We start from the raw sequence: 24,000 nt of genomic DNA on the forward strand, positions 1-24,000 counted from the left end.
TTGAGCCCACAATCCAATCTATTATAACACATGTTCAAGGCGCGTACATGCCCTGTCATCTACTATTTTACCCCTTTCAGGGGCTGCTGAACTGCTTAAGCCAAAGATTCGTAAATGTTAGGTTAAGAGCGGCTGCAATGGATGGCGGAACATCGCCGTTCTCGAGCTGGGTCAGAGCTTCTGCATAGCGTGAGTCCCAGGCATCCTTGTTCATATTCGAAGCCAGCAGCATATACCGCTTCCCTCCCCAACGATCGATGGCTACCACTCTTAGATACAGCTGCTGCACATTATCCGTTCCTTCGAACGTAAAGGACATAATGCTGGCGATATCCTCATAAACCTCGGCGGCCGTCTCCGAGGGATCGCTCAATTTGATATCCAGCGTCAGCGCGCCTTCATCATAATCTGCCCGGCTTATTTTCAAGTGAAGAGGAAGATTCATTAGGGAGTCCACTAATCCGGCATCGCTTAATTCCCGGCTGTGATAGGGTATCGCCGCTGTCACAGCGCCGACCTTAAAACGGGCTTGCGATTGAAGCCCCAATAACAGTGCGAGCATGATACATGCAATCGCCGCGGGCAGGAGTACGGCTCGTACGGATCGCCAGTGCTTCATGTCCTAAACCTCCTCTATTCCTAGTTTCTTCCGCACCTCATTAGTCCATACCTCATTGTATAAAGAAAAAAAGCAGGCTATGCCTGCTTCAGGTAAAACGAGCCTTATTCGGTTTAGAAGAACGATTGAGAAGTCCACGCTACTGCCACCCCCAGCGCGGCGATCCTCGCCAGATTCATGAACACGAAATTTTGCACCGCGATCGCAAATGTTTTCTCTTTGGAAGGATGGGCGGTGAATACGGCGCTTTTTTTATAAACCGGAGCAAGCGTGACGAACACCAGAAGAACTAACACGGGGTGCACCTTCATCAGGAGAAGGGCCGCTAGGTCCAGATAAGCAAGGCAATACAGAATTCGGAACAGCTTTAGAGAAGGCCTGAATCCTATATATACGGGCAGCGTATACCGCTTGTTCTCCATATCCTCATCCATGTCGCAGATGTTATTGGCCAGCATGATGTTGGCAATCCCAAGTATGGCCGGCAGCGATACCACCAGCAGCAGCAGTACCTCAGGAAGGTTCACCTGAAGGGACAGAACACTGCCGTGCAGGTCCAGAACCGCCAGATGGCTGTCCTCCGCGTGGATCCAAGCCGAAATAAATATAATGACAAATCCCATAAACAATCCGGAGAACAGCTCGCCCAGCGGCATCCGCGAGATCGGAATCGGTCCGAACGAATATAATATCCCTACGGCAAAAGACAATCCGCCCAGCAGCAGGATCAACCAGCCCGTAGCCAGGAAAAGCGCGATCCCTGCACCAACGGCTGTCAAGAGCAGCACGATGATGACGGACACAACCGCAGGCTCCTTAAGGTTATAACGTACAATGGCATTGTGCTGCTCGTAACCGAACCCGTTCTTTTTAATCGCTTTTTTGTAATCGTAATAGTTATTGATCGCCGTTGTTGCCATATCAAACGAGAGCAACGACGCGAGCATCAGGGCAAAATGATACCCGTCGAACTGCTGAAAACGAAACAATGCATACAAAGTTCCGAACAGGAACGGAATCATGCTGGCTACCTTCGTCTGAATTTCCACCAGTTTAAAAAAAGCTCGGATTCCCATGACCATCATCCTTTATCCAATTGATCTGATTTCAGATTAAAGGATTTCATGGCCGCGGTCTGTTGGAATTGTACTTGACAAACGCGTTTGCAAAAGTGACGAATGTTACTTCTGGAGCGAGAACCAATTTATTCTGGGATGTTCTGATCCTTGCGCCTGCGACTCCAAGGCGTACCGAGCAGCGGCAGCGCCCAGCGGTCCAGACCATACCAGCCCGCCACTTTCCAGGCCATGACCAGCCATGTGGCCAATATAAACAATAATGGATTGGAGCTTACCGTGCCTGCGAATAAAAAGCTGGCATTCATTAATCCGCCGAAAAACGCGGCAATCCCCGTCAGCAGACCCAAAATCAGCCCGAGTCCGACCAAGACCTCGCCGAAGGCCACCATATACGAAAACAGCTTGGCGTTGGGAAGCACAAACCCTTCGAGAAAAGAAGCATACCATCCTGTGACGTCCTTCCCCTCTTCCGCCTTAGCCAGCGCTCCCCCGACGAAGCCCTGAATGGCCGCTCCGGCTTCGCTTCCCGTCCAGGCTTCCGCCGTCAGCTTTTTCAGCCCCGACGTTAACCAGGCATAACCGAGATACAGCCTCACAAGCAGCCAAATCCAGCCGGAGCGGGTACTGCTGAACAGAAACATGGATACCGGATTTTCAGGGACTACCACATATTGTCCCTCTCTGAGTTGTTTTGCCATGATTTTTTCAAACATCCTCTCGTATTTTTATTCATTCCCGCTAGTATATACAACGTTCGCGAATCCAACAAGGGTACCTTTAACAATGGGTTAACACATAATCCATGTAAAGAAACATCAAACATAAAAAAGCCCCACCAATTTGGTGGGGCTTTGCCAAGATGGTAATCCTATTCAAATGCCGGATTCAATCTTCCCATGCTTGGTCATGACCTCAGCTTTGCCGCGTATTTTAACCGCAGACGTATGATCCGTGAATTGGGCGATGATGACCTCGCCTTTATCCAGCTTCTCGGTATGATGAAACCGGGTGTCCTGACCGCGGGTAAGGCCGATCACCTGCACGCCATGGTCCAGCGCCTTGACGATAAAATAATCCCCGTTTTGAACGTTCTCCATTGTTCAGACCTCCTCACCGTAAGCTAAAAGAAAAGGCCGTGAACGAATTCACGACCTGTGCTCTTAGGTAATATGTAGAAATCTTTATTTGATTCCGTCTTTGAGCGCTTTACCAGGTTTAAATGCAGGAATTTTGCTCGCAGGGATTTCGATTTCTTCACCTGTTTGCGGGTTGCGGCCTTTCCGTGCGGAACGCTCGCGAACCTCGAAGTTGCCAAAGCCGACCAGCTGTACTTTGTCTCCACTTTGCAACGCTTCGGAGATTGCATCGAAAACGGCATCAACCGCTTTAGTTGCATCCTTCTTGGAAAGCTCAGTAGATTCAGCTACTTGTGTAATCAGATCCGATTTATTCATTCTTTCACCTCCCTAACAAGGAATGTGCTCCACTTGCTATTCACTGTTTCCGTTTTACCGCAAATTATACGTGCAATCGGGTATTTTACCCCTATCTCGCGTTTAGAATGCATGACGCGGAACAAATTTATAGTAATACAGCCATCTCATAATTTCAAGCGTTTTGCTCTGCACTACCAAAGAAAACACGAAAAACAGCCGCTAATCGGGACTTTAGACCCGTTAGCGACTGCGTATTCAACACCTTAGCGATACTCACTTAAAGAATGATCGCGATCAAACCGCCGGAACCTTCGTTGATGATCCGACCCAAAGTTTCTTGCAATTTATATCTCGCATTGTCAGGCATCATTGCGATTTTGCCTTGAATTCCTTCACGGACGATCGAGTGCAGCGAGCGTCCGAATATATCGGATTCCCAAATCTTGATCGGATCGTTCTCGAAATCCTGCATCAGGTAGCGCACAAGCTCTTCGCTTTGCTTCTCTGTGCCGATAATCGGCGAGAACTCGGATTCCACGTCGACCCGAATCATATGGATGGAAGGCGCGGTCGCTTTCAATCTTACCCCGAAGCGGGTGCCTTGACGGATAAGCTCAGGCTCATCCAACGCCATCTCAGCCAGGGAAGGAGCAGCAATACCGTAACCTGTCGTTTTAACCATTTCAAGCGCTTCAGCGAAGCGGTCGTATTCCCGTTTGGCATGAGAGAACTCCTGCATTAGCTGCAGCAAATGATCTTTACCGCGAATCTCGACACCCACAACCTCCATCAGGATCCGGTCATACAGTTCGTCAGGTGCAAAGAGATCGATCTCGGCAACGCCCTGCCCCATATTCATGCCGCTAAGTCCGGCATGGTTGATGAAGTCATACTCCATGAACTGGCTGACCACCCGGTCCACGTCACGCAGACGGCGGATATCTTTCACGGTATCTCTGACCGAGTTCTCATAGTTGCTGCGCAGCCAGTGGTTCTCGTTAAGCACCATAACCCAGCTAGGAAGATTAACGTTCACTTCATGCACGGGGAACTCATACAATACTTCACGAAGAACACCGGTTACATCATCTTCGGTCATCGTGGCCGCACTCAGTGTCATCACCGGAATGTCGTATTTCTCTGCCAGCTCATTGCGCAGCTGAAGCGCTTCTTCACTGCGTGGACGCGTCGAGTTAATGACCACCACGAATGGCTTGCCGACTTCCTTCAGTTCCTCGATAACGCGCTCCTCAGCCTCAACATAAGAGCTCCGCGGAATTTCCGCAATGCTTCCGTCTGTCGTGACGACGACGCCAAGCGTGGAGTGCTCCTGAATAACTTTGCGCGTTCCGATTTCAGCCGCTTCCTGGAACGGAATCGGTTCTTCGAACCATGGCGTCGAGATCATTCTCGGGCCATTCTCATCCTCGTAGCCCTTAGCGCCTTCAACGGCATAACCTACACAATCCACCAATCTGACGTTGACCTCAAGACCTTCCGTAACTTTGATCTGTACCGCGTTGTTCGGCACGAATTTCGGCTCGGTTGTCATGATTGTTTTCCCTGCAGCACTTTGAGGCAGCTCATCGACAGCTCTTACTCGATCCGCCTCGTTCGTAATGTTCGGGAGAACAACCGTCTCCATAAACCGCTTGATGAAGGTTGATTTTCCCGTACGGACGGCACCGACAACACCTAAGTAAATGTCCCCTCCGGTCCGTTCGGCAATGTCCTTAAAAATGTCCACTTTTTCCAAAAGAGATCCCCTCCTCAAATTACTCCGAAGGAAAAATGCTTTAAGAGCATCCGCTTCGTGTTCCACTCATAGCCAAAGCCATTGCAACAGATGAGCAGCCTTTACAATGTCGCCAGCATCCCGCCGCCGGTATTCCATGAGTTTTGATGGAAACGGCAAAGCGGCGTAACTCGTACATGCATTTGGACTAGTAACATCATATGTACCGGGTTCAAAAATATGACGGTTGCCCCTTAAAGTCCGTCCAGTTTTTTTTAAGGATATCGAATAGGCCTACCAACTAGACACTGCCCTCGAATACCGTTAAAAACAACTACCGCTAAGGGCGCGGTTTGACTTCATGCTGTGCGCCTTCAGACGTTTTCGTATGCCTCATGATGTGGGCAACCGGCTCTTGCCCGCACTACTCTTTCAGATTATGAATATGCGCGCACTTTAATAGATATTCCAAATAGATTCAACCATTTTCAAAAAATCTATCGAAGAAGGGTCTCAAGAAAAAAATACAGGTCCGCTTCATGGCTTCCGAATCCCCTATCCTCACCAGTTATCGGTAACCATGTAGGTTCAACAAAAATACCCGCCGATCACGGCGGGTATAGGTTTAGGATAGCGGCTGAGCAACGGGCTGCCCATCCTTCCATATATAAGGTACGGATTTTACGGGGACATAATAGGATTCCTTCTCCAGGAACACCCGTAAATCCTCACCTTCTTGAGGATCGGAACCGTTCTTCTGGATAGCCTGCATAATATCGAACGCATAATCGGCGTATACCGTTCCCTCTTCATCCATCATAAAGGTCATCTCCTGACCCGAGTATACACTCAGTAATGAAAGGGATTTGGCATCGGTCTTGGACAGGTCCACTGCCGTATATCCCGGGTACAGGTCTTCCCCTGCAGGAAGAGCGTTGTCATGCGCCATTTTGTACAAATTCACGGCTCTCTGAACGTCATTCACCTTCTGGGCCGTGGTCAAGTCCATAACCTTCACGGTTGGCTCGGTTTCCTCATTAATAATGAGAAAATAGCCACTACCGCCCTTCTCAAATGCCGTATCCGGAATTTGGTCGATGTATCCCCGGTTCTTCAGCTGATCCAAATCGACCCGGTATTTCTCATACCGCGGAATTTCCGGACCTGCCGTAATCATCGGCAAGATTCCCTGTTCTTTATAAAAATCATCTACAGCCGATTGTATCCGTTTGACACTTTCCCTATATGAAACCTTGTTCTCCTGCAATTTCTCGTCAGGATAAAGACAACCTGTCAGCAACATCGGAAACAGCACCAGGATTAAGACGGTAGACATCCGCTTCGAACGGCCTGCCGCTTGGGTCATCCAAGTGATCATACTCAACTAACATCATCCTTCGCTTTAAATAAAGTCATCGGACTCCCGGTTTCTCGCTGCTTCGAGCTGTTTGCGTATCGCAGCTTTGAGCGGGTCCTCGGGAATCATTACCTTGATATGATTCGTGATTCTCGTCTGGCAGGATAGCCGGTAGCCTTGTTCCATCATCGATGTCCCCAGCTTCCTGATTTCCTTGGGCTCCGGAGCAGAGCAATGATCTCGTTCCTCGCTCGGAACTATGATTTTGCACATCAAACAACCGGCTTTGCCTCCGCAACGGGTAGGAATACGCACGCCGGCCCGGCGGGAGGCATCCAGTACATTCGTGTTCGGACGAACCTTGACCTTCTTCTGATCCGGCAGAAATAACACCTCGTAGTCCAACGGTAAACGCGCTCCTTTTCTTATGTACACATTCTTCCATGCTGCCGGCCCTATTCGCCAGTTATGGCTGTAGTCCGATTAATCGGTTCAACACCGTCCGATGTTCCACGCTCAAACGGTTCCGGCTTAACAGCTGCTGAAGCAGCGGCATATGTTGGTCCATGTCCCTCAGGATCGCCTCTGCAATGGCATTGTACCGATCGGGTCGATCCCGAAGCACATTAAACACCAGTTCATGGGATAACGGCATCAGTCGTACCGTGACGCCCTGTATATGACTCTCTGGTGCTGCAGGATACAGCAATGGATCGATCTCAACACAGTAGGAGGACCCGTTTGAATTCACTTCAAATCCGCCTACCAGTTCAATCGGAACTTTCTCTATTTCATAGTGGCTCAGAATCGAAGAATATATCCCCTCTTGGTCTAATCGGGGAGCATCCACGGCCATAAAAGCCAGCGACTCATGCAATGGCTGTACGCCCCCTGCATCGGTATATATATCGATATCTCTCGGCGGCTTGTCCAATGTTACTTCCTGCAGAAGCAAGCTGCAGCTTCCACCCAGCAGCCAAGCAATAGGTACCTGATTCAGCTTATGAATGGCGGTAGCTAACACACTCTCCAATTCCGGCAGATCATTCAGCGTCATGCTGCACCCCTTTACCGTATCGTCCCGGATTGACTTCCTACGTTATATGATGGAGGCCAGTCCAATAATAAAACCGAAAATCATCATCATAAAGGCCACGAACGACAGCGCGCCGCGCAGAAAACCCTTGGTCTTGCTTCGCGCAAGCGTAACCACTATGACGGACAGTGCCATAATCAATAATGCGACTAAGGACAGCCACATCTTTTGCATCGGATCCATGTCACGAAACTCTCCATTCTCTCATCAATTTCAACCTATTATATCACGAAAATGATAGCGCCTCACCCCAGGTATGTCGAAAAAAAGAACAAAAGCCGCTATCCAATCCGGAGCGTCTTTTGTTCAACATCATCATCGTATCTTATTTGTTCATCATCATTTTCATCAAGGCTTCCATATTGCTTGGATTCATGCCACTCTTCTTCACCGCGCCGACAATCTCTTGGATCGTGTCCTCACTAACAGGTATGTTCGCCATCGAAGATACCTGCTTGATCAGCTGGCGGAGCTGGGCTTCATTTTGCATTGTAGACGGCTTAACCGTGCTAGCCAGCTTATTGACAGCCCCTGAAGAAATTTTCTTGCCGCTTTTCTTGTTAATCGCATTCAGTACATCCTTGTGAAAGCTTTTGCTCATTTCCACCCCTCCTCCGACATCCTCACATCAATATATGAGTCAATCATCGGAATGGTGAATAAGCTAGGTGTGCCATTGCTCCCATGTTTCAAGCGGCATCATTTCCATCTCGGTCTTGGGATCCCGACCCATCAAGGCTTCCACGGCGATGCGGGGATTCCGGTCTTTAAACAACACGTGATACAGCTGGTCGGCAATCGGCATCTGTACGCCGTATTTCTCGGAGATGGCATGTGCGGCTTGGGTCGTGCGTATTCCTTCCACAACCATACCCATGGAACCAAGAACCTCATCTAACTTCTTACCCTGACCAAGCATCGAACCAGCCCGCCAGTTTCGGCTGTGCTGGCTGGTGGCGGTAACCACGAGGTCACCGATCCCTGCAAGCCCGGCAAACGTCATTGGATTCGCGCCCATTTCCATGCCGATTCGCAAAATTTCTGCCAAACCTCTCGTGATAAGCGCTGCCTTGGCGTTGTCACCGAAGCCCAGCCCGTCGGACATCCCGGCGCCCAAAGCGATTATATTCTTCAGAGCCCCGGCCAGCTCAACACCGATCATATCCCGATTCGTGTACACTCTGAAATACGTGTTCATGAACAAATCTTGAGCGGCTACAACCGCCTCGGCATTCAAAGACGCCACTACGACCGTTGTAGGGCAGCGTCTGACCACTTCCTCCGCATGGCTTGGTCCTGATAATACCACCACGCGGCCTTCCTCACAGCCAAGCTCCTCGGATATGACGGTGGACATCCGCTTCAAGGATTCAGTCTCGAATCCTTTGGTCGCATGAATCACCAGCATGTCCTCGGTCCAAAACTGCTTCAGCTGCCCCGTCACTTCCCGCATCGCGGACGAAGGTGCAACGATAACTACAGCAACAGCCGATGAGACGGCCTCTTTCATATCGGTTGTAGCGCGAATATTCGGTGATAACTCCACCCCGGGTAAATAACGGTTATTGGTATGCGACTCGTTGATTTCACGAGTCTGTTCCTCCGTTCTTGTCCAGACGACAACCTCCAGGTCATTTGAAGCGAGAACACTTGCCAAAGCGGTTCCCCAACTGCCTGCCACCAGAACAGCGACTTTGTCAGACAACGCGCTTCCCTCCTTTGTCCTTTCCTTTTCCAGAACCCAGCTTGTTTTCACGCCCCTGCACAAGCTTCACGATGTTCGAGCGATGCCGCCAGAAGGCGAATATGCATATGATCAAGCTCGTCCAAAAGATTGGCCGCGAATAATCAGCGATCAATAGAAAAACAGGGGTAAGCACTACAAAAATAAGGGAACCCAAAGATACATAACGGGTAAAAACAATGGATAGAATGGCAATAATGCCTGCTATAAACGCTGGTATAAAGCAAAGCGTAGCAAGCACCCCAATGGCTGTTGCAATCCCTTTGCCGCCTCGAAAGCGGAAGTAAAGAGGCCAATTATGACCGATAATGGCCGCAATACCGCACAATCCCGGCAGCCACGCATTGTCTCCCCCGAGCCATCGTCCGATCCAAACCGCAGCGATGCCCTTAATTACATCCAAAGCCAATACAAGTATGGCAGGTCCCTTTCCCAGGACGCGAAGGGTATTGGTTGCCCCGGCGTTGCCGCTGCCATGCTGACGAATATCAATCCCTTTTAGGATTTTGGCAAGCAGCACGCTGAAGCTTACCGAACCGAGTAAATAACACACAACTATCGCTACGATCTCCAAAATCAAGCTATTCTCCCCTAACTCTCATCAGACTTTCTTCGAGTAAATATCCTGATGGGTGTACCTTCAAAGTCAAACGCGGCCCGAATCTTGTTCTCAAGGTAACGCTCATATGAGAAGTGCATCAATTCCGGATCGTTGACAAATACGACCATGGTCGGCGGCTTAACCGCAACCTGTGTTGAGTAGTTAATACGCAATCTTCTTCCCTTATCCGTTGGAGGCGGATTGATGGCAATCGCATCGGATATGACATCGTTAAGGAGATGCGTCTGCACGCGCAGTGAATGCTGATCAGCCACATGCTTAACGACAGGGAGCAGCTTCTGCAAACGCTGCTTTGTTTTGGCCGACAGGAAAACAACCGGCGCATAGGTCATGAACAAGAAATGATCGCGGATCTTTTTCTCGAACTGCTGCATCGTTTTGTCATCCTTCTCGACCATATCCCATTTGTTCACGACGAACAAAGACGCTTTCCCGGCCTCATAGGCATAACCGGCAATATGCTTGTCCTGCTCGATGATGCCTTCTTCCCCGTTGATCAGTACGAGAACGACATCCGCGCGCTCGATGGCACGCATGGCCCGCATAACGCTGTATTTCTCCGTGGTCTCATAGACTTTCCCACGTTTGCGCATGCCCGCCGTATCGATGAGCACATACCGCTGCCCATCCTTCTCGAACGGCGTGTCAATAGCATCGCGCGTAGTACCGGCAACGTCACTGACAATGACGCGCTCTTCTCCCAAAATGGCATTAACGAGAGAGGACTTGCCCACATTCGGTCTGCCAATCAGGGCAACTCGAATAACATCCTCGTCATATCCGTCGTCTTCCAGTTCCGGCAGGTTCTCGACCACAACGTCCAGCAGGTCGCCGATCCCTGTGCCGTGACTTCCCGATATCCCGACAGGATCGCCAAATCCGAGGGAATAGAACTCATAGATATCATCCACGCGCTTCAAATTATCCACTTTGTTTACGCTGAGTATGACTGGTTTACCTGATCGGAACAGAATCTGTGCAACTTCCTCGTCCGATTGGGTAACCCCTGTCTTCGCATCGCACATAAATACGATGACATCCGCTTCTTCAATTGCAAGCTCGGCTTGCATGCGTATCGATTTCAATATCATGTCATCGCCATCGATTTCGATACCTCCGGTATCGATGACACTGAACGCTTTACCGTTCCATTCGGCACTACCGTAAATCCGGTCACGGGTAATACCCGGTTTATCTTCAACGATGGCTAATCTGTCGCCAATCAATCGGTTAAATATGGTGGATTTACCGACGTTTGGCCGTCCGACGATAGCCACTACGGGTCTTGCCATAGTCACTCCTCCTGTCAATTCTTACGATTATCATCATAGCAAAAAACGTTACAATTGGCTAACCTTTCATCTGCATTTCTATTATGCTCTACCCCATGTTACAACATCCGTAAACGTTCGTCCCCTAAAAAAACAAATGGCGAACCCAGATTTCTGGGTTCGCCGACTTCGTTATGATAGGTCAATAGACCGAACAAAACTGTTCCCGGGCTTACTTGAATTTGCTCAGCTTATCGCCGAAACGCTCTCCAAGCGTAACGCTCATGCCTTGATTGTTCAAAGAAACGTTCGGGTTGTCTTTCAGGTCGATTTTAGGACCTTTGGACGGTTTTTCAGCTCGCGGAGCTTGAGCTGGCGCTTCTTCCGTTTCTTTGATGCTCAGGCTGATACGTTGCTCGGAAGTGTTGATATCAAGCACTTTAACCTGAACTTCTTGGCCTTCTTTCAATACTTCTTGCGGTGTACCGATATGCTTGTGGGAGATTTGGGAGATATGAACCAAACCTTCAACACCTGGTGCCAGTTCAACAAATGCCCCGAACGTAACCAAACGTTTAACAACGCCTGTTACGATGTCGCCAGTGTTGAATTGCTCGCCAGCTGTTTCCCAAGGACCCGGAGCGGCTGCTTTGATACTGAGGCTGATTTTGCCCTTTTCAGGATCCACTTTCAGTACCTTCACACGCACTTGATCGCCTTCGGACAATACATCGGCAGGCTTGTCGACGTGGCTCCAAGCGATCTCGGATACGTGAACCAATCCGTCTACGCCGCCAACATCAACAAATGCTCCGAATTGCGTAAGGCGTTGTACTGTACCTTCCAGCACTTGGCCGTCTTGAAGCTCGGACATCACTTTAAGTTTGTTTGCTTCGAACTCTTCTTCCAGAACATCCTTCTGGGAAAGAATTACTTTGTTGTTCTCGCGGTCCAGTTCCTTTACTTTCACGCGAAGCGTGCGGCCTTTATAGTCGCTGAAGTCTTCAACGAAATGACGCTCTACCATGGATGCAGGAATAAATCCGCGTGCACCAACATCGGCTACGAGTCCGCCTTTCACCACGTCAGCCACCGTTACTTCGAATACGTCTTGATCCGCAAAATGCTTCTCAAGCTCTTCCCATGAATTCTCAGTGTCGATCGCGCGCTTGGAAAGAACCAGGCTTTCCTTGTCGTCGTTAATGCTAACGACTTTGCATTCTACCTCTTGGCCAACCTGAACCGCATCAGATGCATTATCAAGTTGTACAGAAGACAGTTCGCGAACAGGAATTACGCCGTCATATTTATATCCAATGCTTACGTAAGCTTGGTTGTCCTCCAGTTTGACGATCGTCCCTTTCACGGTGTCCCCTTTTTTCAAGGATACGATTTGGTCCATCTGCTCTTGGTTTTCAGCAGCCTCTTGATTTCTTGTTTCTTCCGACATGTCAAATAACCTCCTCAATTCAAACCCCATTTATTTAAACTCGCATTGGCGAAGTTCAAAACATAATTGCTGTAGTATCTTTCCAATCTTCCCATGCTTTTTATGCATGGAGCGAATAAATCAGTTCACGGTTGGCTTGCCGCTTGCGCGCATTTCGTGAATTTTTGCCATGATCAATTCGGTTGCCGCATCCAGAGCTTCCGGTGACTTGTCACCTTCAAACCGGGATAGGTCCACAGGTGCACCATAGATGATCTTCACTTTGCGAAAAAGCTTGTAATCTCCAATGATGGCAGCCGGTATGACCGTCGCCCCGCTGCGGAGAGCGAAGCTTGCCGCACCCCGTTTTGCCGCGGTTGAATCAGAATTGCGCGTGCCCTCAGGAAAGATACCCATGATCTCACCGGTACGCAATATCGTGAGGGCGGTTTTGATCGAATCTTTACTTACTCCGCCGCGCTTGACCGGAAATGCTCCAAGCTGACGAACCAGCCATCCGAACACCGGAATGTTGAACAGTTCCGCTTTGGCCATGAACTTAACCTGGCGCTTGACGTGAATGCCCACAGATATCGGATCTCGAATGCTAATATGATTGCTACAGATTAGCACGCCGCCTTCTGAAGGTATGTTATGTACGCCGACAGATTCGAATCTGTAGAGAATAGCGAACAAACCGCGGACCACCGCTCTGCAAAAAACATAAATCATGCCCATTTCTCCCCATCCCACTTAAGTTTCGCAATATGAAAGAATTGCTTCCACAACCTGGTTGATATCCATATGTGTCGTATCCAGTATGATGGCATCCTCTGCGCATCGGAGCGGCGACACTTCACGTTCCTGGTCAAGCCTGTCACGTTCTGCGATATCTCTTTCCAGTTGTTCCAGCGATATGCCTTCATCACTCAACTCATTGAAGCGGCGGAGAGCACGTTCCTTGACACTGGCCGTCATGAAAATCTTCACCTCAGCATCCGGCAACACCGTCGTGCCGATGTCACGTCCATCCATGACAACGCCCTTGTCCTGTGCCATTTGCTGCTGTAAACGGACAAGCTTTATCCGCAAACCCTCGATTCGTGCATATTGGGATACCACTGCACTAACCTGATGTGAACGAATATAGGGTGTAACATCTTCCCCGTTCAGCCAGACCATTTGACCATTTTCATGCGGTTTTAATTCAATCACCATGTTTTGTGCATGTTGAAGCACTTTTTCGGGATTTTCTGGAGAAATCCCTTGGTTCAGCATGAACCAGGTGACTGCCCTGTACATGGCTCCGGTATCCACGTAGATGTACTGCAGCCTGCTGGCTACCATACGCGCTACGGTGCTTTTTCCCGCGCCTGCCGGACCGTCGATGGCAATATTAATTCTGTCGCGATAACCTGTCCCCTGCGTAACCAACGGGGCATTCCTCCTCAAACATATACCTCGAAATCGAAAGGGCTTACCATCCCTTACGGACGGAATCACCGTCTCTCTAGTGAAAATATACAAGACAGCGCGAATGAAACAATGGCACAATCTTATATTTCAAGAAAAAAGCAGGCGCCCGCCTGCGACGTGAAAATTATACCACACTAGCTAGAGTGATGCAAAAGAGAAGGGGTGTTTTCCCCCATCCAATCGTTTACATTTGGCTCGTTAACGGGAACACCCTCCATCTGCTGAATGGGCGAAATATAGGGCCGGCTGGGCTCATAATGCAATAGCAGCTGGAAAATCACCAGGGCAAGCACAAGCCAGATCAGCAGCTTAAGGAGCACTTTTCCATAGCGATCATGCAGGGCTTGTCCCTTCTCCTCATGCTTAACTTCCAGTCTTGTTTTTTCGAGCAGCTGATCTTGATCGTTTACTATTTCTGACATGGCAGGCAGTCCCTCCGGGACAAAATTTTCGGATAGTGTGCCACAGGCCTGTCCTTTTTATGCATTAACGATTGCGAAAATCAAACTGTCTCTCAAAACAAAAACGAATCAGCTTTTGCCGTTCCATATCTGCGATCTGATTAAACTTCAGCATAACGATGCTTCGATTGGTAGGCAGCTGCTTCACCCTTACAACCTCGCCTTCAAACGGGACGTGCTCCACGGATCCGTTCTTAAACGGGATGAGTATCCAGCAAGTCAATATACTTCCTTCCGCAATCGTTTGATCCGGCTGCAGATGAAAGGATACGCCGCCGCCGCCGACATCATCGGTTTTGGCTAAAAACTGGGTGCCGTCATTGGTCATGACTGCTACCTCGAGCTCGGCTTGCACCCTGAGAAAGCTTCTTCTCTGCACCTTCGTAATTTGATCCTGCTCCGGCTTCTTGATGCGAACCAGACGGATAATATCCTCATGGTGACTCAGGACGTAGGAATTGAAGAAATTCTTGACTCCGCCTTCCGTCAAAAAGTAAGCGGACAGCTCGTCCCCGATGTACAGCTTTTTCAGCCTGCCCGTCCCTTCCTGCAGCGGAACCTCCATATACATCGATTCGTCATCCATGTCGGAAATGCGGGATTTATATACAATATTGGCTTCCTTCTCATCCCCCGTATCCAATTGGATATAGAGGACATCGTTAATCTTTGGATACAATGCGCTCACCCACTAATTCATCATAATCATTATTTCCCATTATATCATGGGATGCCACGGCCCATAGGACAAAATCTTCAAATCATGGTCGATTCATGTCCTATTCTTGGGAAACATGGAATGGTCCCGGTTGCTTCAGCTCCTTCAACCCATGCAAAAAGCCGATTCAGGAAAGCTCCTGAACCGGCTTGAATCACGCAATCTTCGATTATTTGATTCCTGCCTGCGCATCCTTTACAACCTCAACCGTTTCCTCAAGGCCGGTATCCGAATTAATGTAAATCCGATACTGAGCCCCGTTGATTCGCCCGCCAAACTCATAACACAGGACATCCTCGGAACGGTCGTTTTTGATTAAGGCTTTACGGTGATAGAGCACCTTGAACTCAGGATTCAAGACCTTTTCCGCTTCGGCAAGACTAATTTTGGGCTGCGGGATTTCTCGCTTGATCTGATGCTCATACACAAAGTCGCTGGCCTGGAATCCAATGACATCCCCATTGTCCATAGCCGAACGAACGGTGATTTTCTCAGGATAAATCAGCACACCGTCCTCTTCACGGACAAAGGAAAAGTTGGCCAGGTTGTCATATTGGTCAGCTGAAACAACCGTCATATCGGAGTAGCCTTTTTTCGTCAGGAATTGCTGGGCTTTGTCGATTGCAGCCTGAACGGACGCTTGCTTGGCGCCAACATTCCGCTCATCCGTATAGGAAATCAGCTGGCCGCCTTTTTCGGTAAAGTCCATGCTGAGCATATGCCCATTCGGATGTTGTACCTTCGCTGTATAAGATACCCACTCGGTGCCGCTTCCGTTCTTCGTCACTTGTACTTTGGCATTGTTGCCCACATCCGAGAACTTCAGTGCTTTGCGTTTTACATCCTCTTCCGATATCGGCATGCCTGCCAATTGCTTCACGGAACGGCGGTCATAAATGCTGCTTACCGATGGTCCCCAATCAAGCTCAGGGTAGGACTCCACCTTTTTGTCCACCGTCTTGAAGCCGTCAATAATGGAATTGTCTTCGACTTTATTCGTTGCCAGGGCCGTCTCTACATCCATCCAGCGCAAGCTGTTTGCGATAACCTTGTTCTGCACATGCTGCAAGTCCTTTGTAATTTCGCCGGAGTTGGCGTACAGGGATTTCAACGTTTTGACTTCACCCTCACTGAGCGGCTCCTTCGTTAAATCACGCACACCTGTTTTGTAGGCAAAATTAGAAATTCGGGAAAGGAACTCTTCGGTCTTGTTGAAGGGAAGGAGCGTAAGCGGCAGCTGGCTGATCTCATTTTGAGCCTCGCTGGTTAGGCGCCATACATTCATCAAGCCCTTCCGGTGCATCCCTTGGGAGGTAGAGCTTACCGCAAGTGTGTTGCCGAGCTCGGCATGAATCCTGTCCATATTGTATGACAAGTCATGGAATGCCCGTTGGTATTGGTTCTCGGCATTAATCAATATGGCGTTTTTCTCTTTATTCTCTTGATAACCCCATACCAGAGCCCCGATCAATAAAATTGTGGCCACAGGAAACAGAATAGCGCTTAATCGTTTGTACATGATGCGATAGTCTCCTTTCTTCTACTCACTGCCGTTAGTTTGACTAGAAGAAAGAAGTCTTATGCATCTCTGTATAATTCCTTCATCCCTTAGAAATCTTCCTCAATGTCGAAGTGATCGCGGTTGTTGCACAGACACTGCTTAAATCCGGTTTCAATCCGGCCCTGCTCCTTTTTTCCCCGCAGCACAAAACGTTCACCGCAATCTTTGCAAAGAATTTTCACTTTTACACGCAAAAAAAGACACCTCCCTTTCTATGATTCCCTGGCTGTCAGCCGAGGTCTATAGAATGAAGTGTGCCCTGATTTGTTAAGTGTTAACCTCTTCCTCCCGCTTAATGAAACGAAAAGGAGAACGGTTGTTAGCTCTAGAGATTTTGCCCATGCCGCCATACCACAGCAGCACCATAAGCGGTACGATGAACCATACCCATGTGTGGGTCAGCAGGTTCAGAATCAGGTCGTACAGACCATGCCACATCCAAGGCAGGAACAAGGATAGAACGAGGAAGAATCTTCTTCGTTTCCCTTCCGTGAACCTCGCATGTCCCATGTAATATCCCATGATCACGCCAAACATCGCGTGTCCCGAAACGGGCAGCAGTGCTCGTAAGAACATCGGACCAAAGGCTGCCTGGCTGTACCAGGCGTAAAGCAAATTCTCTACCGTAGCAAATCCCAGCGATATCGCCACTGCATAAAGGATGCCGTCATAAGGCTCGTCAAATTCCGTATGGTTAAAAATGATATGATACATTACGAACCATTTCAGAAATTCCTCAACGCCCGCCGAAACGAACAATGAGTTGACTACCGGATTGTCGCCAAGCCATAGTATCATTCCCCGCTGCAAAATCATAACCGGGAAAACGATCAGAACCCCTAACATGAACACCTTGATCACCATGTGCAGGGGCTCTTGATCATACCTATCTTTCAGGTAAAAATACGTGAGCAATGCGAGTCCCGGCGCCAAAGCTGACGCAATTACCGAGAACACCAGCACTAAAATTCCCCTTCCGTTAGTTGCGGGCCTGAAGTCCGGCACGCACGCCCACCTTCATTAATGCTGACGCTGGAAGTGTGTACAGATAACCTCAACTGCTTGCTGAGGCATGACTTTCTTCCCGTATTCCTCCAGCATCGCCTCCGTTACTGAGGAGGATTCACCGAATTCAGCCAGCATCGCAATAACCGCCGGCAGCTTCTCGCTATCCAATTCCTCAGGATCGAAGTACAAAAACCATTTATCCATATAGTGATAGAGCTTACCCGCTCCGCCTACAAGGTCCTTCAACATATGCGATGCTTCAATGAGCACTTCAAAATCCTGAAAAACATAGACGATCGTATCACTTTGATCCAGCGTTACTTCCATTTCATAAATCTCGTCCGGCATATCTTCTTCGGATAAGCCGCCGAAATGATGATCGTATTTCCCTCTCGTCACAATAACCACCATGCCCTGGGCAGGCAGTGCAAACACCTCAACGGCAAGCGGTCCGGTGGCATCAAATCCGAGTTCACTGTATGCCTGATCCATCATCTCCGTAAACAGGTCATAAACTTTCGGTATTTCCTGCCACATCTCTTCCTTCTGGATCCCACGCTCACTCAGATCGTCAAACGTGAGGAAAATCCGTATCTTATCTTGACTCAAACGCTCTATTTTCATGACAGGATCCTCCTTACGTAAAACAAAAGTTTATAACAAATTATGATGTCTGGATTATGACGTGATAAAAATGGTTTTATATAATTGATTTTATCATTTAATAACCACAAATGCACGTAAATATGTAGCTAAAGAAAAAAGAATCATTCACAGGGAATCGTGTGGCCGCTCCCCGAGAATGATTCAAAATGGTTCATGCCGTTTACAAACCCGGTATGACGGTATGGGTCTCTTTCAAAATCTGTTCGACTTCGTTTTTAACATCAGGGTTGTTTCGGATGAAATCCTTGACTTGTTTCAGGTTGGCAGCCTTCGAATGAGTCGATGTCTGTACCCCTGCAGTTCCATTGGAATGAGTGGAATCATGTCGGCCTGAACTGGGAGACACGCTTTCTTGGCTGAAGCCAGAATATTGCTGGCTCTTGGTGCCCTGAATTTTACTCATCGCGGTATCCGCGAATCGGCCTAGATTCGCATCTTTCATCATTGAGGAGAAGAACTTGCTGTTATTACGGGAAATCATCCGGCATGCAACGGCGCCGATAATGACACCATATAGAAATGACGAAGTCTTCACAAATGATACCTCCTTCTATGATAAACTCGAGATTATTGTTCTCGCACCGCCAAGAACTCATGCTACATAAATACAGGAAAGTGAGATGGAATCATGGTTAGAACACGAACAGTACTTCTGCTGGCTTTCTGCCTTATGCTCAGCGCATGTGGCAGCAACGGCGCGGCTCAGAAGCAAAGCACGGCCACGGAAGTCGGTAATGACAGGGCAGCACAGCAAAATGAAACCTCCGGTCAGGTGTCCACTCCGAAAGAAGGCACCGACAAGGCAGCCGAAACGGACAAGCCTGAAGCTGAGCCTGACGTGGATAAATCCGCGGACCCATCAGATAAAGCTGTCAAGAGTCCTGACAACGAGGCACCATCTGAACCGAAATATCACATGAATAAGGTGTATCGCATCGTTCCCAATGATGATTCCGTACCCGAAAAAGTCGTGCTGCTCACGTTTGATGACGGCCCCAAGGATAAAACCATGATCAACCAAATGATCGATAAGCTGGACAAACATGATGCCAAAGCGATTTTCTTCGTCAATGGATACCGTGCGAAGGAGCATCCAGAGCTGTTAAAACTGATCCATGACCGCGGTCAAATCATTGGGAATCATTCCTGGGATCATATCGACCTGAAAAAAGAAAGCAAACAGAAGGTGAAGGAACAGATCGGGGATGTACAGCAAATCGTCAAAGAAGCGACCGGATCGGAACCGAAGTTTTTTCGTCCTCCATTTGGCTCAGGCGGAGATACCGTCAAGGAAGTTGCCCTTGATCATGACCTGCTGTTCATGACCTGGTCCAACGGCTCGCTGGATTGGGAAAGCAAAAACAAAAACAAACCCGATGCCGTAGTCAGCAATGTGCTGGAACAGCTTCACCCTGGCAGCAACATTCTGATGCATGAGCTTCCCTGGACCGTTGAGGCCCTTGATACCTTGCTGACCAAGCTTGAAGCCAAAGGGTATGGCTTCGTGGATCCGCAATTAATCGAACCTAAGATAAGATAATCCGAAAAAACACAAAAAACCTTAATTCTGCCGTCGCCAGCTGACGATCGAATTAAGGTTTTTTGCGTAATGTAAGCACATGATATTCTGCGGGACATTGCAAGCGCAGCGGGATATGGGAGGTACCGAATCCCCGGCTGATCAGCATCCTGGAAGAAGGTTTGGTTTCGCCCTTCTTTCTCGGCAGCGTATACCATCCGGATTTAAACTTCTTGTAAAAGCGCGCCAGACGAACGGCTCCGGCAATGGGCAGCACAATCTGTCCCCCATGGGTATGTCCTGCCAGCACAAGATCCCCATGCACTGCTTCCTTGCCTTTGACCCATATCGGATCATGCACCAGGATGATGTGATACTGGTCTTCGGCTGCATGTCCCCGAAATCTTGTGTACGGGTGCTTCCGGCTGGCCGGCTGCCTTACTCCGCTGAGAGCAATAAGCTCGTTACTCCGCTTTAACGTAACGGTTTTGTCATTCAGCAGAATGACGCCGCTCTCCCGCAATACTTTACGGACAGCGTCCTTGCCTGCATGCAGATCATGATTTCCCAAGACGGCATACACGGGTGCGATACGGACCAGCACCGACATGTTATGCCTCATTCGCTGAAGGGGTACCCCTCTTTCCGTAATATCTCCACCAAGCAGTACGCAGTCCACCGATGATAGATTGGATAATAGCTTCACTTCTGACAATTGTCTGCGATGTATATCGGTGATGAACAATATCCGAAAGCCGTCAAACGAGTGAGGGATACGTTCGGATACCACTTCTTCTTCACGCACTCGATAACCCTTGGCTTCAGCCCTCATCCAGCCGATAGCGCCTGCACCGAGTGCCGCAGCACCTGCTATCCACATCAACACACTCATAATAACTCCTTTAACAATTCCTTTAATGGAGGCGCCCCGATAAGTCCCCACCACAGGAGACCTATCATTAACAATATGAAAATAACGATCAATGAGTTCACAAACCATTTGCTCATTCTTACGCGATAAGAGGAATATGTATTCGTTCGTTTAGGAGCGGACACTTCCTCCTCTGCTTGACGCTGGCGGGACCGGGTCGATCTGGAACGGCTCAATCCATCCGCTGTACTGCTGCTCTGGTGCTTTTGCTCCACGGAGCTTATGGAGGGCGGCGATTTAGATCGATTCCTCGTTTCATCTGCTTGTTGCGACTTCGCTGCCGTTCTTTTTTCTGATTGAGCCGTTGACTTGTTCTTGCGGCTTTTATTTCGGCTCTGATGTCGCTGCATTCTGCTAAGTTCGTTCATGTTCCTCTTTCCTCCGAAACCGAATCAACATTCCTGATATGAAATCAATCAGAAAATGACACAGGATGGGCGCCCAAATGGTACCCGTTTGAATATAGACGTAGCCAAGACCGTAACTGCTTAAGAAAACCCACCCAGTTGGAAGCCAATGTTTTAAATATCTGACATGAATAAGTGCGAACAAGATACTTGTCCAATATGGTCCGAACGCATGCTGGATGGCTCCTCGAAACAATAACTCCTCGCAGATGGATACGATCAGAGCTATAACAAAAATATGCCAAACCGGCCTTTTCCGGAACAACATTTCATTGATTCCGCCATCGTCCATACTATCCTCTGACACAAACCGGGATAATACAAAATCCACGACCAGCATTGCTGCAGCAAGTCCGAGCCCCCAATAAACAAACTCGATATTCTTCGGAATGACAAAGAGCCCAAACGGATTCCTCTGCTGAAACAGGATCCAGATCAAACCTGCAATGAGTGTCAATCCTTGGGTAAGATACAGATTAATAAGCAGCAGCCGATCGTTTAATTGATGGGCTTCGATTCTTTTTACGCGTATTTTAAATTTTTTCATAGAAGATGGGCCTGTCTTTCATCTTGATTTTTAAGATTATCTTCGTGTACAACCACAGTAATATCAGAATGATTCAATCATAGGCGGGCATATGCATCATAGCAAATTAACGGCATGACATTCAAGGCTAACCCTTGTTTCTTCCCCTACTATAAGGCCTATGGACAGAATAAACACCTATTGACACAATGTTAGAGCCATGATACATTATGAAAAAATTAATCTGTGAAAACCGATGATGGAAAAGAGAAGCTGTAACGTCCTCAGAGAGCCGATGGGTGGTGTAAATCGGTGGCGTAAAAGTATTCTTGAGCGTTCCTGAGATATTTCGCTGAAACTTGAAGTAGGCGCAAATCGGATGATATCCGTTACCAATCATGGTCTGAACAGACCGCTTGAGGCTGCCGCAAGTTGGCAGCGAATAAGGGTGGCACCACGAATAACTCTCGTCCCTTACTACGGAGGTAGTATGCGGATTGGGAGTTTTTTATGTTCCTGTCCCTTTGCCACGACACCGCGTCAAACCTGTATAGACCTCTTGCAGCTTTATTGGAATCTTTGGTGTATAACGGAATACGCCCCAGCGTAATCCTTATTCAATATTGCAGTACCGCATTTTATAGAGGATTTTAAGGAGGAAGAGAAACCATGTTTAAAGTATTGGTATCGGATCCGATCAGTGATTTGGGGATCCAGCAGTTAATGGATGCCGCCGACGTGCAGGTAGACAAAAAAACCGGGCTTAATGAAGATGAGCTCACTGCCATCATCGGTGAATACGACGGACTCCTCGTACGGAGTCAGACACGTGTGACAGAACGCATTATGAATGCAGGAACCAATCTCAAGGTTGTTGGCCGTGCAGGCGTTGGCGTTGACAACATTGATCTTGAAGCTGCTACGAAGCGCGGGATCGTTGTTATTAATGCGCCTGACGGTAACACGATTACAACAGCAGAGCATACGTTTGCCATGATGATTGCCCTCGCCCGACACATCCCTCAGGCCTATGCCAAAACTGTGGGCGGATCCTGGGACCGCAAATCCTTCCTCGGCGTTGAGCTGCGCAACAAAACGCTGGGCGTTATGGGAATGGGACGAATCGGCAGCGAGGTGGCTAAACGCGCCAAGGCTTTCGGCATGAACATTCTTGCCTTCGATCCGTTCCTGACGGAAGAGCGTGCGGACAAACTGGGCGTAACGCTTTCCTCGGTGGATAACATTATCCGCAATGCAGACTTCATTACGGTCCATACTCCGCTTACGCCGGAAACGCGCCATATGATCGCAAGACCGCAATTCGAAGTAATGAAGCGCGGCATGCGCATCGTGAACTGCGCCCGTGGCGGCATTATTGACGAACGCGCCCTCGTGGAAGCGATCGATGAAGGCATTGTTGCCGGAGCTGCATTTGACGTATTCGAACATGAGCCGCCCGAAAGCGATCATCCATTCCTGAACCATCCCAAGGTTATCGTGACCCCGCATTTGGGCGCATCTACCGTTGAGGCTCAGGAGAACGTTGCAATCGACGTGTCGGAACAAGTGCTTCATATCCTGCGCAACGAGCCGTTTAAGAATGCGGTCAACTTCCCGCTTGTAGCGGCTAGCGTGATGAACAAACTGCAGCCATACTTCTCGCTCGGCGAGAAATTGGGCAGTGTGGCCGCTCAGATCACCGCACATGCGGTGAAGGAGATTCACGTCGACTATGCAGGCGAGCTGGCTGAAGTCGATACGCAAGCCCTGACCCGATACATCGTGAAGGGTGTGCTGGAGCGCCACCTCGGAAGCGAAGTGAATATTGTAAACTCCATGCATTTGGCGAAGAGCCGTGATCTGCACGTCGTTGTTTCCCAGACACCAAAAACCAAAGACTTCACCAACCTCGTTACCGTTACACTTAAGACGCAAAACGGTTTGGAGCGAATTGTCGCAGGTACACTGCTGCTGGGTTACGGCGAACGAATTGTCCGTCTGGATAAATTCCCGGTCGATATCTCTCCGGAAGGTCACCTGATTCTGATCTCCCATAACGACAAACCGGGCATTATCGGTCGTGTCGGAACCCTGCTCGGCGAGAACGATGTCAACATCGCCTCCATGCAGGTTGGACGTAAAGTCATCGGCGGTGAAGCCATCATGCTTCTGACGGTGGACAAAGACGTTCCTAAAGACGTTCTGATCAAGCTTACCGGGCTGTCAGAACTGAACACCGCGCAGCAAATCGCGCTGGGCTAAATTCAGGCGAGAAATCAAGGTATAAGGGGTTAATCATTGTTCCACGTAGAACAAGATTAACCCCTTAATTTCAACAA

The 24,000-nt window shown here is 48.8% G+C and carries 29 protein-coding genes and 1 other annotated feature; of the genes, 2 read left to right on the plus strand and 27 right to left on the minus strand.

Annotation, left to right across the window (positions count from 1 at the left end; all coding sequences use genetic code 11):
• Positions 1-76: 76 nt before the first annotated feature.
• The 24 genes from ACETK5_RS16870 to ACETK5_RS16985 all read right to left on the minus strand — a co-directional run bounded on the left by ACETK5_RS16870 (position 77) and on the right by ACETK5_RS16985 (position 18,813).
• Positions 77-619 carry a hypothetical protein gene (locus ACETK5_RS16870; protein ID WP_394056856.1) on the minus strand — a complete coding sequence of 181 codons (543 nt, stop codon included), beginning with the start codon at positions 617-619 and terminating at the stop codon, positions 77-79.
• Between the two features lie 113 nt (positions 620-732).
• Positions 733-1,695, minus strand: a complete 963-nt coding sequence (locus tag ACETK5_RS16875; RefSeq protein WP_394056858.1) for a 1,4-dihydroxy-2-naphthoate polyprenyltransferase — start codon at positions 1,693-1,695, stop codon at positions 733-735.
• Positions 1,696-1,823: 128 nt separating this feature from the next.
• The gene (locus tag ACETK5_RS16880; RefSeq protein ID WP_100536310.1) at positions 1,824-2,396 is read right to left on the minus strand and encodes a DoxX family membrane protein; all 573 of its coding nucleotides are present in this window, start codon (positions 2,394-2,396) and stop codon (positions 1,824-1,826) included.
• A gap of 174 nt (positions 2,397-2,570) precedes the next feature.
• A complete protein-coding gene (mtrB, locus tag ACETK5_RS16885; protein WP_071223937.1) occupies positions 2,571-2,795 on the minus strand; it encodes a trp RNA-binding attenuation protein MtrB in 225 nt (74 codons plus the stop codon).
• 84 nt (positions 2,796-2,879) lie between these two features.
• Complete coding sequence (locus ACETK5_RS16890; RefSeq protein WP_006209463.1) at positions 2,880-3,152, minus strand: HU family DNA-binding protein; 273 nt, start codon at positions 3,150-3,152, stop codon at positions 2,880-2,882.
• Positions 3,153-3,411: 259 nt separating this feature from the next.
• Positions 3,412-4,890, minus strand: a complete 1,479-nt coding sequence (gene spoIVA, locus ACETK5_RS16895; RefSeq protein ID WP_071223935.1) for a stage IV sporulation protein A — start codon at positions 4,888-4,890, stop codon at positions 3,412-3,414.
• 604 nt (positions 4,891-5,494) lie between these two features.
• On the minus strand, positions 5,495-6,247 hold the full coding sequence (locus tag ACETK5_RS16900) for a hypothetical protein (RefSeq protein ID WP_394057455.1): 753 nt from the start codon (positions 6,245-6,247) through the stop codon (positions 5,495-5,497).
• 24 nt (positions 6,248-6,271) lie between these two features.
• Positions 6,272-6,631 (minus strand): 2Fe-2S iron-sulfur cluster-binding protein, encoded by a 360-nt coding sequence (locus tag ACETK5_RS16905; RefSeq protein WP_100536308.1) that lies wholly within the window; start codon positions 6,629-6,631, stop codon positions 6,272-6,274.
• Positions 6,632-6,692: 61 nt separating this feature from the next.
• Positions 6,693-7,283 (minus strand): hypothetical protein, encoded by a 591-nt coding sequence (locus ACETK5_RS16910; protein WP_394056861.1) that lies wholly within the window; start codon positions 7,281-7,283, stop codon positions 6,693-6,695.
• 42 nt (positions 7,284-7,325) lie between these two features.
• Positions 7,326-7,505, minus strand: a complete 180-nt coding sequence (locus tag ACETK5_RS16915; RefSeq protein WP_071223929.1) for a DUF2768 family protein — start codon at positions 7,503-7,505, stop codon at positions 7,326-7,328.
• Between the two features lie 142 nt (positions 7,506-7,647).
• Positions 7,648-7,923 (minus strand): stage VI sporulation protein F, encoded by a 276-nt coding sequence (locus ACETK5_RS16920; protein WP_006209456.1) that lies wholly within the window; start codon positions 7,921-7,923, stop codon positions 7,648-7,650.
• A gap of 63 nt (positions 7,924-7,986) precedes the next feature.
• On the minus strand, positions 7,987-9,027 hold the full coding sequence (locus tag ACETK5_RS16925; RefSeq protein ID WP_100536306.1) for an NAD(P)H-dependent glycerol-3-phosphate dehydrogenase: 1,041 nt from the start codon (positions 9,025-9,027) through the stop codon (positions 7,987-7,989).
• The gene (gene plsY / locus ACETK5_RS16930; protein ID WP_394056863.1) at positions 9,020-9,646 is read right to left on the minus strand and encodes a glycerol-3-phosphate 1-O-acyltransferase PlsY; all 627 of its coding nucleotides are present in this window, start codon (positions 9,644-9,646) and stop codon (positions 9,020-9,022) included. The genes ACETK5_RS16925 and plsY overlap by 8 nt, the downstream gene beginning before the upstream one ends.
• Before the next feature lie 11 nt (positions 9,647-9,657).
• Entirely contained in the window at positions 9,658-10,980 is a 1,323-nt protein-coding gene (der, locus tag ACETK5_RS16935) for a ribosome biogenesis GTPase Der (protein WP_071223925.1), read from the minus strand.
• Positions 10,981-11,191: 211 nt separating this feature from the next.
• Positions 11,192-12,409, minus strand: coding sequence for a 30S ribosomal protein S1 (gene rpsA / locus ACETK5_RS16940; protein WP_100536304.1), 1,218 nt, complete (start codon positions 12,407-12,409; stop codon positions 11,192-11,194).
• 120 nt (positions 12,410-12,529) lie between these two features.
• Positions 12,530-13,120: a lysophospholipid acyltransferase family protein gene (locus ACETK5_RS16945; protein WP_127594155.1), complete on the minus strand. Its 591-nt coding sequence runs from the start codon at positions 13,118-13,120 to the stop codon at positions 12,530-12,532.
• 21 nt (positions 13,121-13,141) lie between these two features.
• Positions 13,142-13,822 carry a (d)CMP kinase gene (cmk, locus tag ACETK5_RS16950; RefSeq protein ID WP_100536302.1) on the minus strand — a complete coding sequence of 227 codons (681 nt, stop codon included), beginning with the start codon at positions 13,820-13,822 and terminating at the stop codon, positions 13,142-13,144.
• 176 nt (positions 13,823-13,998) lie between these two features.
• Positions 13,999-14,286 (minus strand): DUF5359 family protein, encoded by a 288-nt coding sequence (locus ACETK5_RS16955; protein WP_100536301.1) that lies wholly within the window; start codon positions 14,284-14,286, stop codon positions 13,999-14,001.
• A 64-nt stretch (positions 14,287-14,350) separates the two neighbouring features.
• Positions 14,351-15,013 (minus strand): flagellar brake protein, encoded by a 663-nt coding sequence (locus tag ACETK5_RS16960; RefSeq protein WP_100536300.1) that lies wholly within the window; start codon positions 15,011-15,013, stop codon positions 14,351-14,353.
• Between the two features lie 199 nt (positions 15,014-15,212).
• Positions 15,213-16,562: a germination protein YpeB gene (gene ypeB, locus ACETK5_RS16965; protein ID WP_100536299.1), complete on the minus strand. Its 1,350-nt coding sequence runs from the start codon at positions 16,560-16,562 to the stop codon at positions 15,213-15,215.
• Between the two features lie 89 nt (positions 16,563-16,651).
• Positions 16,652-16,798 carry a hypothetical protein gene (locus tag ACETK5_RS16970; RefSeq protein WP_009595221.1) on the minus strand — a complete coding sequence of 49 codons (147 nt, stop codon included), beginning with the start codon at positions 16,796-16,798 and terminating at the stop codon, positions 16,652-16,654.
• A 73-nt stretch (positions 16,799-16,871) separates the two neighbouring features.
• Entirely contained in the window at positions 16,872-17,567 is a 696-nt protein-coding gene (prsW, locus tag ACETK5_RS16975) for a glutamic-type intramembrane protease PrsW (RefSeq protein ID WP_076320947.1), read from the minus strand.
• A gap of 57 nt (positions 17,568-17,624) precedes the next feature.
• Entirely contained in the window at positions 17,625-18,236 is a 612-nt protein-coding gene (locus ACETK5_RS16980) for a genetic competence negative regulator (protein ID WP_071223917.1), read from the minus strand.
• Between the two features lie 202 nt (positions 18,237-18,438).
• Positions 18,439-18,813 (minus strand): hypothetical protein, encoded by a 375-nt coding sequence (locus ACETK5_RS16985; RefSeq protein ID WP_326112186.1) that lies wholly within the window; start codon positions 18,811-18,813, stop codon positions 18,439-18,441.
• Positions 18,814-18,906: 93 nt separating this feature from the next.
• On the opposite strand from ACETK5_RS16985, the gene ACETK5_RS16990 reads away from it, so the two are divergent.
• On the plus strand, positions 18,907-19,818 hold the full coding sequence (locus ACETK5_RS16990; RefSeq protein ID WP_394056867.1) for a polysaccharide deacetylase family protein: 912 nt from the start codon (positions 18,907-18,909) through the stop codon (positions 19,816-19,818).
• A gap of 52 nt (positions 19,819-19,870) precedes the next feature.
• Here the strand turns inward: ACETK5_RS16990 and ACETK5_RS16995 are convergent, their stop codons facing one another.
• The 3 genes from ACETK5_RS16995 to ACETK5_RS17005 are packed head-to-tail and all read right to left on the minus strand — an operon-like array spanning position 19,871 to position 21,682.
• Complete coding sequence (locus ACETK5_RS16995) at positions 19,871-20,689, minus strand: metallophosphoesterase (protein WP_394056869.1); 819 nt, start codon at positions 20,687-20,689, stop codon at positions 19,871-19,873.
• Positions 20,686-21,096: a hypothetical protein gene (locus tag ACETK5_RS17000; RefSeq protein ID WP_100536294.1), complete on the minus strand. Its 411-nt coding sequence runs from the start codon at positions 21,094-21,096 to the stop codon at positions 20,686-20,688. The genes ACETK5_RS16995 and ACETK5_RS17000 overlap by 4 nt, the downstream gene beginning before the upstream one ends.
• Complete coding sequence (locus ACETK5_RS17005) at positions 21,083-21,682, minus strand: CPBP family intramembrane glutamic endopeptidase (protein ID WP_326097495.1); 600 nt, start codon at positions 21,680-21,682, stop codon at positions 21,083-21,085. Before ACETK5_RS17005 ends, ACETK5_RS17000 begins: the two co-directional genes overlap by 14 nt.
• 226 nt (positions 21,683-21,908) lie before the next feature.
• Positions 21,909-22,139, plus strand: a binding site (T-box leader).
• 191 nt (positions 22,140-22,330) lie between these two features.
• On the opposite strand from ACETK5_RS17005, the gene serA reads away from it, so the two are divergent.
• On the plus strand, positions 22,331-23,923 hold the full coding sequence (gene serA / locus ACETK5_RS17010; protein WP_127594164.1) for a phosphoglycerate dehydrogenase: 1,593 nt from the start codon (positions 22,331-22,333) through the stop codon (positions 23,921-23,923).
• The last annotated feature ends 77 nt before the right edge of the window (positions 23,924-24,000 follow it).

Origin of the sequence: Paenibacillus ilasis, assembly GCF_043195395.1 — a bacterium.
In the GTDB taxonomy this organism is placed as follows: domain Bacteria; phylum Bacillota; class Bacilli; order Paenibacillales; family Paenibacillaceae; genus Paenibacillus_AQ; species Paenibacillus_AQ lautus.